Origin of the sequence: Sphingomonas sp., assembly GCF_036731925.1 — a bacterium.
Taxonomy (GTDB): Bacteria; Pseudomonadota; Alphaproteobacteria; order Sphingomonadales; family Sphingomonadaceae; genus Sphingomonas.
Window position 1 is genome coordinate 1,164,088 of the sequence record NZ_DAINDJ010000001.1, and the last position, 13,643, is coordinate 1,177,730.

At 67.3% G+C, this 13,643-nt stretch carries 9 protein-coding genes and 1 tRNA gene; 7 read left to right on the top strand and 3 right to left on the bottom strand.

The window, feature by feature from the left end; translation table 11 throughout:
* Positions 1-158 precede the first annotated feature (158 nt).
* From V7E00_RS05765 to V7E00_RS05790, 6 genes are all read left to right on the top strand, one after another.
* On the top strand, positions 159-3,605 hold the full coding sequence (locus V7E00_RS05765; protein WP_333571703.1) for a response regulator: 3,447 nt from the start codon (positions 159-161) through the stop codon (positions 3,603-3,605).
* Entirely contained in the window at positions 3,602-4,441 is an 840-nt protein-coding gene (locus V7E00_RS05770; RefSeq protein WP_333571704.1) for a CheR family methyltransferase, read from the top strand. The genes V7E00_RS05765 and V7E00_RS05770 overlap by 4 nt, the downstream gene beginning before the upstream one ends.
* Complete coding sequence (locus V7E00_RS05775; RefSeq protein WP_333571705.1) at positions 4,438-4,995, top strand: chemotaxis protein CheB; 558 nt, start codon at positions 4,438-4,440, stop codon at positions 4,993-4,995. Before V7E00_RS05770 ends, V7E00_RS05775 begins: the two co-directional genes overlap by 4 nt.
* A 6-nt stretch (positions 4,996-5,001) precedes the next feature.
* Positions 5,002-6,177, top strand: coding sequence for a hybrid sensor histidine kinase/response regulator (locus V7E00_RS05780; protein WP_333571706.1), 1,176 nt, complete (start codon positions 5,002-5,004; stop codon positions 6,175-6,177).
* Positions 6,178-6,413: 236 nt separating this feature from the next.
* On the top strand, positions 6,414-7,973 hold the full coding sequence (locus tag V7E00_RS05785; RefSeq protein WP_333571707.1) for a LysM peptidoglycan-binding domain-containing protein: 1,560 nt from the start codon (positions 6,414-6,416) through the stop codon (positions 7,971-7,973).
* A complete protein-coding gene (locus tag V7E00_RS05790; RefSeq protein WP_333571708.1) occupies positions 7,945-8,658 on the top strand; it encodes a hypothetical protein in 714 nt (237 codons plus the stop codon). The genes V7E00_RS05785 and V7E00_RS05790 overlap by 29 nt, the downstream gene beginning before the upstream one ends.
* A gap of 126 nt (positions 8,659-8,784) precedes the next feature.
* Here the strand turns inward: V7E00_RS05790 and V7E00_RS05795 are convergent.
* From V7E00_RS05795 to gyrA, 3 genes are all read right to left on the bottom strand, one after another.
* Positions 8,785-8,859, bottom strand: a tRNA-Glu gene (locus tag V7E00_RS05795).
* 68 nt (positions 8,860-8,927) lie between these two features.
* On the bottom strand, positions 8,928-9,281 hold the full coding sequence (locus V7E00_RS05800; RefSeq protein ID WP_333571709.1) for a DUF952 domain-containing protein: 354 nt from the start codon (positions 9,279-9,281) through the stop codon (positions 8,928-8,930).
* A 2-nt stretch (positions 9,282-9,283) separates the two neighbouring features.
* The gene (gyrA, locus tag V7E00_RS05805) at positions 9,284-12,028 is read right to left on the bottom strand and encodes a DNA gyrase subunit A (protein ID WP_333571710.1); all 2,745 of its coding nucleotides are present in this window, start codon (positions 12,026-12,028) and stop codon (positions 9,284-9,286) included.
* A 257-nt stretch (positions 12,029-12,285) separates the two neighbouring features.
* On the opposite strand from gyrA, the gene V7E00_RS05810 reads away from it, so the two are divergent.
* Positions 12,286-13,569 carry a tetratricopeptide repeat protein gene (locus V7E00_RS05810; RefSeq protein ID WP_333571711.1) on the top strand — a complete coding sequence of 428 codons (1,284 nt, stop codon included), beginning with the start codon at positions 12,286-12,288 and terminating at the stop codon, positions 13,567-13,569.
* The last annotated feature ends 74 nt before the right edge of the window (positions 13,570-13,643 follow it).

Here is a 13,643-nt window from a genome sequence, read left to right on the forward strand (position 1 = left end):
GGATTTGAACGCGTTCGTTGCGGAGCACCCTTGCCGGCTTCGGCAAGGGCCTCGCACTGTGGTGCAAGGGGAAGGATCGGCGGCCTTCCCTAGAGGGCGCTTGCTCTGCCTCGGCAGCGCGGTATGCGGAGCGCGGGGCTATTTTCGGGATCAAGTGCATGAAGCGTCGGAATTTGTTGCAGGACTCCGGCGGCAGGTCTGCCTGGATGACGGTCGGGCTCGTCATCGGGCTCGCCTTCTTCCTCGTCAGCGGCGCACTGGCCTATCGCAACGTGCTCGCGCTGCGGCAAAGCGACGCCGCCATCCGGCACAGCCACACGGTGCTGATCGCGCTCGACGAGCTTCTCTCGACCGTCCAGGATGCGGAAACCGGGCAGCGCGGCTATCTGCTCACGGGCGCGCAGAACTATCTCGAGCCCTATACCAGGGCTACCGACACGCTCGACATGCGCCTGGTGCGACTGCAGAAGCTGGTCAGCGACAACGACGTGCAGCAAAGCAATATCGTGCAGCTGCGCCGCCAGCTCGATGCCAAGCTCGGCGAGCTGCGCGAAACGATCGAGACGCGGCGGAAGCAGGGCCTCGCCGAGGCGCTGGCAATTGTGGGCACCGATCGCGGCAAGAACAGCATGGACGCCATTCGCGCCCAGCTCACGGTAATGGCCCAGGAAGAAGGGCGGCTCCGCCAGATGCGTCTGGAGGAGATGGCCACTGCCTCGCGCGCGGCCATTGCCAGCGGCGTGGTGTCGAGCCTGATCGGGGCCGCGCTGACGCTGATCATCTTCGTGCTGCTGCGTCGCAACCTGCGCGCGCGGGCGCGCGAGGAATGGCTGCAGAACGGGCTGCTGGGCATCTCGGCCGCGGTGCGCGGTGATCGCTCGGTGGAAGAGATCGCAGAGTCGGTGCTGGGATACCTGGCCGGCAAGCTCGGGTTCCAGGCCGGCGCGCTGTTCAAGGGCGAGGCGGGGCACTTCCAGCGTGTCGCGACGCTTGGCGTGCCGGGCGATGCCGATGTGCCCCAGGCGTTCGGCCTGCGCGAGGGGCTGCTGGGCCGGGTTGCGGCGGAAGGCGCGCCGATCCTGCTCGACGACGTTCCCGACCATTATCTGGAAATCGGCTCCGCCTTCGGCAGCGACAAGCCGCGCCATCTGCTGATCGTACCGGCCAAGGCCGATGAAACGGTCAACGCCGTGCTCGAGATGGGCTTCTTCTACCCGACCGATCCGCTGATGCTGGACCTGCTGGAGCGCGCATCGCCGGTGATCGGCGTGGCGCTACGTTCCGCGCGCTTCCGCGCTCACCTCCAGGACGCGCTGGAGGAAACCCAGCGCCAGGCGGCCGAGCTGCAGACCCAGAGCGAGGAACTGCAGGTCAACAACGAGGAACTGGAGGAGCAGGGCAGGGCACTGCGCGAATCCCAGGCGATGCTGGAGCAGCAGCAGGTCGAGCTGGAGCAGACCAACAGCCAGCTGGAGGAACAGGCCCAGGCGCTCGAGAGCCAGCGCGACGCGCTGGAACGCGGCAGCGCCGCGCTGCTCGCCAAGACGCGCGAGCTGGAGCAGGCGAGCCAGTACAAGAGCGACTTCCTCGCCAATATGAGCCACGAGCTGCGCACGCCGCTCAATTCGCTGCTGATCCTGGCCAAGCTGCTTGGCGACAACGCTCCCGCCACGTTGACGGCCGAACAGGTGAAGTTCGCCCGCACCATCGAGTCTTCGGGCAACGATCTCCTCACGCTGATCAACGACATTCTCGACCTTTCGAAGATCGAGGCCGGCCATGTCGACATCCGGCCCGAGCCGGTGAGCCTGGCGCGGCTGGGCACCGATCTGCGCCAGGTCTTCCAGCCGGTGGCGGCGCAGCGCGGGCTCGAGCTCGAGATCGTGCTCGACGAAACCGCGCCCAAGGGCCTGGAGACCGATCGACTGCGGCTGGAGCAGATTCTCAAGAACCTGCTGTCGAACGCGCTCAAGTTCACCGAAAAAGGTTCGGTGCGGCTGCAGGTGCGGGCGGCGGGCGACCAGATCGCCTTCGCGGTCCGCGATACCGGCATCGGCATCTCGCCGGAGCAGCAGCGAATGATCTTCGAGGCTTTCCACCAGGCGGACGGCACGATCAACCGCCGCTATGGCGGCACCGGCCTGGGCCTTTCGATCTCGCGCGAGCTGGCGCGACTGCTCGGCGGCGGCATCACGCTGGAAAGCCGGGCGGGGGAGGGCAGCACCTTCACGCTCACGCTGCCGGCCAGCTACGATCCCGCGGCGGTGGCCCCGCGCCAGGCGCCGGCCGCGCCCGCCCAAATGGCCAAGCCGGTGTCCGCTCCCGCGTCGAGCGCCCCCGTTGCTGCCCCCCGGCGCTCCGCCGCGCCTGCCGACTGGGCGCTGGAGGACGATCGCGGCGCGCTCGCGCCGGGCGGTCGTCACCTGCTGGTGATCGAGGATGATCCGGTGTTCGCATCGATCGTCTGCGACCTTTCGCGCGAACTGGGCTTCCAGTGCCTGATCGCCAACACCGCGGACGAGGCACTGCATCTCGCGCGGACCTACCGGCCGAGCGCAGTGGTGCTCGATCTCGGCCTGCCGGACCAGTCCGGGCTGATCGTGCTCGATCGGCTCAAGCAGGAGGAGGCGACGCGGCACATCCCGATCCACGTCATCTCCGCCGCGGACCAGAGCCAGACGGCGCTGTCGCTCGGAGCGGTGGGCTATCACATCAAACCGATCAAGCGCGAGCTGCTCGCCGAGGTGCTGCAGAACCTGCAGGAACGCACTGCCAGCCGCGTCCGCCGCGTGCTGATCGTGGAGGACGATCCCGTCCAGCGCGATGCGGTCGCCCGGCTGCTCCAGACCGACGATGTCGAGACGGTGGGCGTCGCCACCGCCGCCGAATGCCTGGAGATGCTGCGCGGCCAGACCTTCGACTGCATGGTGCTCGATCTGTCGCTCCCCGACGCCTCGGGCTATTCGCTGCTCGAGACGCTGAGCCAGGAGGAGGGCGCCCACAGCTTCCCGCCCGTGATCGTCTATACCGGGCACGACCTCAGCCCCGACGACGAGCAGAAACTGCGTCGCTATTCGAGTTCGATCATCATCAAGGGAGCGAAGTCGCCGGAGCGGCTGCTCGACGAGGTCTCGCTGTTCCTCCACCAGGTTGTCTCCGAACTGCCGAGCGCGCAGCAGGAGATGATCCAGGCGGCCCGTCGCCGCGATGCGGTGCTCGAAGGGCGCCGGGTGCTGATCGTCGAGGACGACGTGCGGAACGTCTATTCGCTGACCAGCGTGCTGGAGCCGCGCGGCGTGGTCGTTCGCATTGCCCGCAACGGCCAGGAAGCGCTGCGTGCGCTCGCCGAAGCCGCGGCGGATCCGGCGCAGGGTGTCGACCTGGCGTTGATGGACGTGATGATGCCCGTCATGGACGGCCTCACCGCCACCCGCGAAATCCGCAAGGACCCGCGCTGGGCCAAGCTGCCCATCATCATGCTCACCGCGAAGGCGATGCCGGACGACCAGGAGCGCTGCATCGAGGCGGGCGCCAGCGACTACATGGCCAAGCCGATCGACGTCGACAAACTGCTGTCGCTCGTGCGGGTGTGGATGCCGCGATGAGCGAGGATGTTGCCGAGCCGGATATCGATGATATCGAGATCGAGCTGCTGCTCGAGGCGCTGTTCCGGCGCTATCACTATGATTTCCGGCATTATGCCCGCGCCTCCATCAAGCGGCGGCTGATCCAGGCGCGTGGCCGGCTGGGGATGACCAGCTTCTCGGCCCTGCAGGAGCGGCTGCTGCGCGATCCGGACATGCTGGCCAAGCTGCTCAACTACCTCACCGTGCAGGTGAGCGAGATGTTCCGCGACCCCAGCTATTTCCGGGCGCTGCGCGAGAAGGTGATCCCGCACCTGCGCACCTATCCCTCGCTGAAGGTCTGGGTAGCGGGGTGCAGCAACGGCGAGGAAGTCTATTCGCTCGCCATCCTCTTCCGCGAGGAGGGGCTGGAGCAGCGCACGCTGTTCTACGCCACCGACATCAACCCCAAGGCGCTCAGGGCGGCGGAGGCGGGCGTCTATCCGCTCGACCAGATCCGCAAGTTCACCGAGAACCACCAGAAATCGGGCGCACGCACGTCGCTCTCCGACTATTATGTCGCGGACTATGACCGGGCGATCTTCGACAGCAGCCTGCGCGACAATGTCGTCTTCTCCGATCACAGCCTGGCGACGGACTCGGTGTTCGCGGAGATGCACTTGATCTCCTGCCGCAACGTGCTGATCTATTTCGATCGCGGGCTGCAGGAACGCGCGGTGGGGCTGTTCGAGGAGTCGCTCGTGCGCCGCGGCTTCCTCGGCCTGGGCCGCAAGGAGAGCCTGCGCTTTTCGGACCGTGCCACCGGCTTCAGCGACTTCGTCCGCGAGGAGAAGATCTACCAGCGGCGCGATCGATGAGCGGCGCGGTGGTGATCGGGGGATCGGCGGGGGCGGTGCAGGCACTCCTGACGCTGCTGCCCGCCTTGCCGGCGAACTTTGCGCGGCCGGTGCTGATCGTCGTCCATGTGCCGCCCGACCATGATCACGGGCTGGTGACATTGTTTCAGGCGCGATGTGCGATGCGGGTCTGCGAAGCGGAGGACAAGCAGGTGCCGGAGCCCGGCACCATCTATTTCGCGCCCGCCAACTACCATCTGCTGGTCGAGCCCGATGGCAGCATGGCGCTGTCGGCCGACGATCCGGTGAACCACAGCCGGCCTGCGATCGACCTGTTGCTTGAAAGCGCGGCCGACGCATTGCGCAGTCGCCTGATCGCGGTACTGCTCACCGGCGCCAATCAGGACGGGGCGGAGGGCCTCCGCGCCGTTGCGCGCGCCGGCGGCACCGCGATCGTCGAGGATCCGGAGACCGCCAAGGTGCCCACCATGCCTGCCGCCGGCCTGGCGCTGTGCCCGGAAGCTATCCGCCTGGCGATCGATGCCATCGCCCCATACCTCCTTCGATTGGCCTGAGCCCGCATGTCCGCTGCCGACCTCGTGAAGTTCCTGCTTGTCGACGATCTCGACGAAAACCTGCTGGCGCTGGAGGCGCTGTTGCGGCGGGAGGGCCTGGAGTGCCTGAAGGCGCGCTCGGGCGAGGAGGCGCTGGAGCTGCTGCTCGTCCACGACGTCGCGCTGGCGCTGCTCGACGTGCAGATGCCGGGCATGGACGGGTTCGAGCTGGCCGAGTTCCTGCGCGCCAACGAGCGCACCCGACATATTCCGATCATCTTCCTCACCGCCGGCAGTGCCGACGCCCAGCGGCGCTTCCGCGGCTACGAAACCGGCGCGGTGGACTTCCTGCAAAAGCCGCTCGATGCGGGGATCCTTCGCTCGAAGAGCAACGTGTTCTTCGATCTCTACGAGCAGCGCCGCCAGATCATCGCCCAGCGCGACGCGCTGGAGCGGATGACTCACAGCCTGCAGCTCGCCGACCGGCGCAAGAACGCCTTCCTGGGCATGGTCGGGCACGAGCTGCGCAACCCGATCATGGCGCTGGGGGCGGGGCTGCACCTGCTCTCCCGCGGCAGATCGGCGGATGCGGCCGAGCAGCTACGCGGCCAGATGGCGCGCCAGGTCGATCACATGACCCGGCTGATCGAGGACCTGCTCGACGTCGCCCGGATCGATCAGGGCAAGATCGTGCTGCGCGCCGACAGGATGGACCTGGCCGATGCCGTCGCGCTGGCAGTGGAGATCAGCCGCCCGCAGATCGATGCGCGCGAGCATCGGCTGACGATCGAGCTGCCGGAGGCGCCGGTCTGGCTGCATGCGGACGCGGCGCGCATTGCGCAGGTGGTGAGCAACCTGCTCGCCAACGCGGCCAAGTACACGCTGCCGGGCGGCGCAATCCACCTCGTCGCACGGCGTGAGGGGGCGCAGGTGGCGATCGAGGTCAGGGATACCGGGGTCGGCATCCCGCCGGAAATGCAGGCGCAGGTGTTCGACCTGTTTGCGCAGGTGGAGCGGGGCGGCGAGCAGAGTGACGGGCTCGGCATCGGCCTTGCCCTGGTGCGCCAGCTCGTGACGCTGCACGGCGGCACGATCGCGCTGAAGGAAAGCGTGGTGGGGCAGGGCTCCACGTTCCTGGTGCGCTTGCCGTGCGAGAATGGCGTCTCTGATGACCTTGTGCTGGACGCTATTGCGAGAAGTTAGCAAAGAACCGAGCGCAGGATCACCGGGGCGATACTCGATGTTGCGATTGGTTCGCATATCAGGCGTGGCCGTGTCGCGTTCGAAAGCAGCGTCGGCGGCCCCTGGCTGCGCCGGACTCCGCGCTTCTGCGGCAGCATTGTCGGCCCGGCGTCTAAGCGTTCCGTTGAGTTACGGGACGCAGGGCACATGGCATTTTGCCCCCTTCAGAGCGCGAACGCGCAGCAGGAGGTTGAGCAATGCCCGAGATCAGTCGCGTGGGTGCGATCCCCGGTCACCGCAGTTCGCCGCCGGAAGGCGGCAACGAACATGTGGTGCGGCGCGGCGACAGCCTGTGGAGCATTGCACGACACTATGGCGTGTCGCTGGCCCAGCTCGAGCGTGCAAATCCTCAGCTCGCCAGCCATGACTTCATTCTGCCAGGTGACCGGGTGCGCATCCCGAACCAGGGCGGCGCCAGCCATGTGGTTCGCGCCGGCGAGACGATCAGCGAGATCGCGAGCGAGCACGGCATCTCACCCCAGGCGATCGTCGACGCGAACGGCCTCAAGCGGCCGGACCTGATCCATCCAGGCGACCGGCTGACCCTTCCTGCGCCTCGGCCAGTCCCCCATGCCACGCGGGCCCCGGCCGCGCCGGCGCCGAGCGCGACGCGCACCGCACCCGCCACGCCGCAGCAGCCCGCCAGCGACGTGCGCACGATGTTCGACCCCGCACTGGGCAGCCGGGCGCGCGGCGCGGTCATCATCGGTCAGGCCGAGGGAACACGCACACCGAGCGGCGGCTTCCGGGACGCCTATCACGGGCATATCGATCCGGGTAACGGCGTGGGCAATCGCGGCTCCTTCTCGCTTCAGCACGCCGGCAATCTGACGCCCGAGCAGGCGGATGCGCAGCAGCTCGCAAGATTGAGCCGGCAGATCCCCGCCTTTGAAACGGCAGCGCGTGCCGCCGGACTGGACCCCAACAACGCGACGCTCGCGACCGGCTATCTCGACCTGTACAATCAGTCGCCGACCGCCGCCGCCCGCTTCCTCGACCAGATCGGTACGCTCCGCGAGACCGGCGTGACGCGCCAGAGCGTCACCGATCTTCGCATCCATGCCTATATCGATCGAACAACCGGCGAGCGCTTCCCGCTGCCGGGCGGAGGTCGCGCGGGATCGGGCTTCGTCAACATCGCCCAGAAGGCGCTCGGCCGGATACCGACGGAGGCCGAGGTCCAGCGGACGCTCCGGGCCGACCAGTCGCGGCGGATGCAAGCCATGGACGCGGCAATCACGGCCGGCGGGGCGACGACGGCTGCCACGCCGCGCCCTGCGACGCCGGGCGGTCCCGCCCGCTTCACCAGCAGCCCGGGGATCGATCTGACGCCGGCGGCAACGCGAAGTGCGAACGCGCTCCATGACTCGGTGCAGGCAGCGACCGGCTTCTCGATCCACGTGACCAGCGGACGGCGGGGTCCCGATCGCCAGGCATCGGCGATGTACAACAATTTCGCCGACAACAGCTCGCCCCGCTACGCCAACCAGGCCGCCTTCAACGAGGTCCGCGATGCCTATCTTTCCGGCAAGCGTGCGGGTCTTGGGCGGGCGGCGATTGTCGATCGCATGGCGAACGTGCTTCAGCGTCAGGCCGATCGGGGGGTGCTGATCTCTCGCCACATGTCCGATCGCGCGCTCGATATCCGGATGCCGCCTGCGGCGAACCGTCAGGCCGTGGTGGCCGCCATGCGTGACAATCCCGCCGTCCAGTCTGTAGGGATCGAGGATGACCATCTCCACGTCCAGCTTCGCTAGCTTTCTCCGGTTCGCCTCCGTGCCTTGCGCGCTGCTGCTCGCCGGCGCGTGCGATCGGGCAAGCAGCGCACCCAACGCATCGGCTGGCGCCGAACCCCAGGCGCAGGCGCAGGTGCAGGGTACCGCTGAGATCCATGCCGCGGCGAGCCCGAGCGCCAGCCCGGTTGCGCTCTACAGCGCCGATCTGGCGCAGGCGGTGGCGGGGGCGAAGAAGGTGCGCTTTCCGGCGGCAGTGGCCGGCATCGGCGGCATGGACTGCTCGCCCGCGACGCTCCGCGGCACCGATCCGACTTCCCGCGCCTTCACGCTGACGCTGCCGGCCGATGCGGCCGCGCGCCGGCATGTACTGGCGGTGGTGACCCCGGAACGCGGGCTGCTGGAGATCTACTCTCCCTATGATGGCGACGCTGCGGAGGCGGGCGACCTGCTCCTCCCGTCGCAGGCGATCTCCTGGGCGAAGGCCCGCACGCAGAACCGGTTCGCGGTCAGCACGGACGATCTGGACGGCCTGCGGCCCGGCGCGACCACGCCGGAAGTGCTGTTTCTGGAGCCCGGACGCTATCGATTCGCGCTGATCAACGGCATGGATGCCGCGCTGCTGAAGGCCAATGGCACGGCGGTGAAGGTGACGGCGGCCTGCTCCGTTGATTGGGCACCGCAAGACGCTGGATCAGGCGGTACCTAGCGACAGGCCGTAGCCGGGGGCAGCTCGGCTGCAGCAGCCCGCAAACGAAAGCGAACCGTGATAGCCGTCAAGTTTTGGAGGGTTTGCACCAACGTGCGGCCATTCAGCAATTGCGCCTAAAAAGGCTGGTGACCCCTACGAGAATCGAACTCGTGTTTTCGCCGTGAGAGGGCGACGTCCTAACCGCTAGACGAAGGGGCCATTGCTTGGCGGAGGCGGCCGAATACGTTTCGTGGCCGGCCCCGTCAAGCGGTGTTTTCAGACTTTTTTCAGCCTGCCACCGGAAGGCGCAGATTGCCGTCCTGTTCGTAGTGCACTTCGCTGTACGCCGTCACCGCGTCCAGCGGCAGCGGACCGTAGATGTGCGGGAAGAGCTGGCCGCCACGGGACGGCTCCCAGCGCACCGTGTCGCCCAGTGCGGCGAGATCCACCGCGGCGAGCCACAGGCCGCTCTGGCCGGCGAAATGCTTCTCCAGCGTCTCCTGTGCCTGCTCGGCGGTGGAGAGATGGATATAGCCGTCAGCCAAGTCGATCGGCGCACCCAGGAAGACACGCTCGTGTTCGAGCGTGTCCATCTGGTCCTGGGTCAGGATCTTGTAGGCGGTGAGGGGCGTGTCGGCCATGCTCAGGCCTCGCCGCCATCGGCAAGGTCTTCGCCCGGGGTCGCGTCCGGGGTTGCTTCGCCTGCCACCGCGCCGTCGCCCAGGTTCATCTCGGCCTCGTCCTCGCTCTCTTCGATGCGTGCCGCCGAGACGACATGCTCGTTCTGCGCAACGTTGAACAGCCGCACGCCCGCCGAGTTCCGGCCGATGACGCGCAGGTCGCCCAGCGACATGCGGATCATCTTGGCCTGGTCGGTCACCAGCATCAGCTGGTGGCCCTTCGTTGCCGGGAAGCTCGCCACCACCGGCCCGTTGCGGGCGATATTGTCGATGTTGGTGATGCCCTGACCACCACGACCCGTGCGGCGATATTCATAGGCCGAGCTGAGCTTGCCATAGCCGTTGGCGCAGACCGTGAGGATGAACTGCTCGCGGTCCTTCATCTCCTCGTACCGCTCGGCCGGCAGGTCGTGCTCGCCTTCGCGTTCTCCCTTCCAGGGGGCGAAGCGCAGATAGGTGTCGCGCTCTTCCTGGCTGGCGCCCGAGCGATGCAGGATCGACAGCGACATCACCTGGTCGCCGTCCGCGAGGCGCATGCCGCGCACGCCGGTGGAGGCACGGCTCTGGAACGCCCGGACGTCCTCGCCCGGGAAGCGGATCGCCTTGCCGGCGCGCGTCGCCAGCAGCACGTCGTCACCCTCGTTGAGCAGGGCGACGCCGATCAGGCGATCGTCCTCGTCCTCGCCTTCGAACTTCATCGCGATCTTGCCGTTCGAGGGCACGTTCGTGAACAGATCCATGCTGTTACGGCGGACATTGCCCTTGCACGTCGCGAACATCACATGGAGGTTCGCCCATTCATCCTCGTCCTCCGGCAGCGGAAGCACGGTGGAGATGGTCTCGCCATTGGCGAGCGGCAGCAGGTTGATCATCGGCCGGCCGCGGGTGGCGGGGCCGCCCTCGGGCAGGCGCCACACCTTCATGCGATAGACCCGGCCGAGCGTGGAGAAGAACAGCACCGGGGTGTGCGTCGAAGTGACGAACAGCTCGGTGATCGCATCCTCGTCCTTGGTCGCCATGCCGGCGCGGCCCTTGCCGCCGCGCGCCTGGGCGCGAAAGGCATCGAGCGGGGTGCGCTTGATATAGCCCTGGACCGTGACCGTCACGACCATGTCCTCGCGCTCGATCAGGTCCTCGTCGTCGATGCCGTCGGCGGCAGCGGCGATTTCGGTCTTGCGCGGGGTGGCATAGGTGTCGCGGATCAGCACCAGTTCGCCGCGCAGCACTTCGTAGAGCTTGGCGCGGTTGCCGAGGATCTCGAGCAGCTCGGCGATCGAATCGGCGAGTTCCTTGAGCTCGTCGCCGATCTCGTCGCGGCCGAGGGCGGTAAGGCGGTGCAGGCGCAGGTCGAGGATCGCGCGGACCTGGGTGTCGGACAGGCGGTAGCTGTCGCCGGTCACCTCGGTGTCCACCGCCTCGACGAGGCGGATGTACGGCGCGATTTCGGCAATCGGCCAGTCGCGCGCCAGCAGCGCTTCGCGCGCGGCGGCCGGGCTCGACGAGCTGCGGATGATCTTCACCATCTCGTCGAGATTGGTGACCGCGATCACCAGGCCGAGCAAGATGTGCGCACGGTCGCGTGCCTTGGCCAGCTCGAACTTCGAGCGGCGGGTGATGACCTCCTCGCGGAACTTGACGAAGGCCTCGATGATGTCGCGCAGGTTGAGCAGTTCCGGGCGACCGCCGCGGATGGCGAGCATGTTCGCCGGGAAGCTCGACTGGGCGGGGGTGTTCCGCCAGATCTGGTTGAGCACCACCTCGGGCGTCGCGTCGCGGCGCAGGTCGATGACGATGCGCACGCCCTCGCGCGAGCTTTCGTCGCGGATGTCCGAGACGCCTTCGATCCGCTTTTCCTTGGCGGCCTCGGCGATCTTCTCGACCAGCGCGTTCTTGCCCTGCTGGTAAGGGATTTCGGTGAGCACGATCGAGCGGCGCTCGCCGCGCTGCTCGAACTCGTGGCGCGAGCGGACGAGGATCGAGCCGCGGCCGGTCTGATAGGCCGAACGGCAGCCCGAACGGCCGAGGATCACCGCGCCGGTCGGGAAGTCCGGACCGGGCACCAGCTCCATCAGTTCCTCGAGCGTGACCGCGCCGTTGTCGATATACGCAAGGCAGGCGTTGATCACTTCGCCGAGATTGTGCGGCGGGATGTTGGTCGCCATGCCCACCGCGATGCCGCCCGCGCCGTTGACCAGCAGGTTCGGGAAGCGGGCAGGGAGAACCGACGGCTCGCTTTCCGAACCGTCATAGTTCGGCACGAAGTCTACCGTGTCCTTCTCGATATCGTCGAGCAGCGCCGTCGCCACGCGGGCGAGGCGCGCTTCGGTGTAGCGCATCGCGGCGGGCGGATCCGGGTCCATCGAGCCGAAATTGCCCTGACCGTCGATCAAGGGCACGCGCATCGCCCAGTCCTGCGCCATGCGGGCCATTGCGTCGTAGATCGAGCTGTCGCCGTGCGGGTGGTACTTACCCATCACGTCACCGACGAGGCGGGCGGACTTGCGGTAGGGCCGTCCGGCGACATAGCCGCCTTCCTGGGCGGCATAGAGGATGCGGCGGTGTACGGGCTTCAGGCCGTCACGAACGTCGGGCAGGGCGCGCGCCACGATCACGCTCATCGCGTAATCGAGGTACGAGGTCTTCATCTCGTCGACGATCGAGATCGGGGTAATGTCGGAAGGGTCGGCGAGCATGGTCTCGTCGGTCAATGCAACAGACTTTCGGGTTTTTGTTACGCTGATATGGCTCTAGCCGCCCGCATGCCTCCTGCCAACCCCGCGCCCGCGCGTACGTGCGCGCGTGGGGAGCATGGGAGCCAAGTCTGGACCCAAACGTTTCCGCTCCGCAATGGCGCTTGTTCAAAGCCGGTTCAGCGTGCTTCGCGCACGGCAACCGCGCTTGAATGGTGTACAGGGCGCCTTTAGAGGAACGTGCGACGCCGCCTGGCCGACGAGGAGAGTTTCACATGAAGTTTGTTTCGAAGCTTGCGCTGACTGCAATGCTTGCGCTGGGTTCCACCGCGCTGGTGTCGACGCCGGCGCTGGCCCAGAAGGACAAGAAGGGTGCCGCAAAGGAGGATCCCAACGCGCTGAAGGTGGGTGACGCCTTCCGCAAGGCGGCGGCACCTGCGGTGGAGGCCGTGCAGGCGAAGAACTGGGCGGTCGCAACGCCCGCGCTCGACGCGCTCGACCAGGTCGCGCAGAACGACGACGAGAAATACTACGCCGCCTATCTCCGCACGCGCGTCCAGATCGGCCAGAACGACATGGCGGGCCTCACCAAGACGCTGCCGGTGCTGATCGCCAGCCCGCGCACCCCGGCGAACGAGCTGCCGATCTACAAGCGTCAATATTACACGATCATCGGCAACCAGGCGCTGACCGACAAGAAATATGCCGAGGCGATCGATGGCCTGACCAAGGCGCGCGAAGCCGGCAACAATGACTTCGACGTCTCGATCGCCCTTGCCAATGCCTATGCGCAGTCCGGCAAGCCCAGCGAGTCCGTCGCCGAGGTCGATCGCGCGATCCAGACGGTGAAGGCCACGGGCCAGAAGCCGCCGGTCGCCTGGTACCAGTTCGCCATCCCGCGCGTCTACGCCACCGGCAACCGCGCCGCGACGGCGGAGTGGATGAAGAAGATGATCGCCGATTATCCCACCAAGCAGAACTGGCGCTGGGGCGTGCTGGTGATGCGCGGCAGCGCGGATCAGGCGGGCGGTCGCCTCACCGCGGCGCAGCGCATCGACCTGTACCGCCTGTTGCGTACGACCAAGGTGCTGGCCGATCAGAACGACTATCTCGACTATGCCGAGTCGGTGAACGCTGCCGGCCTTCCGTGGGAAGCCGTGGCCGTGATCGAAGAGGGCCGCGCGGCGGGCAAGCTGCCGGCCGGCAACGCCGACGCGAACCGCATCTACGCCTCGGCGCAGACCAAATCGAAGGCGGAAGGTTCGCTGGCGCCGCTCGTCAAGCAGTCGCAGGCGGCCGCCAACGGCAAGATGGCCGGGCAGACCGGCGACGCGTTCTTCGCGTCGGGCGATTATGCCAAGGCCGTCGAATTGTATGACGTCGCGCTGCAGAAGGGCGGCGTGGCGGCCGACGAGGTCAACCTGCACCGCGCGATCGCGCTGTACAATCTCGGCCGCAAGGACGAGGCGCGCACCGCTTTCGGCCAGGTCAAGGCTGCTCCGGCAGTGGACCTCGCCGCACTCTGGACCGTGGCGCTGGACCTGCCGGCGCTTTCCTGATCCGGCGCAACTGGCGCAAAAAGGAAGGGGCGGTCCCGCGGGGCCGCCCCTTTTTCATGTCTCTGGCCGCGCGG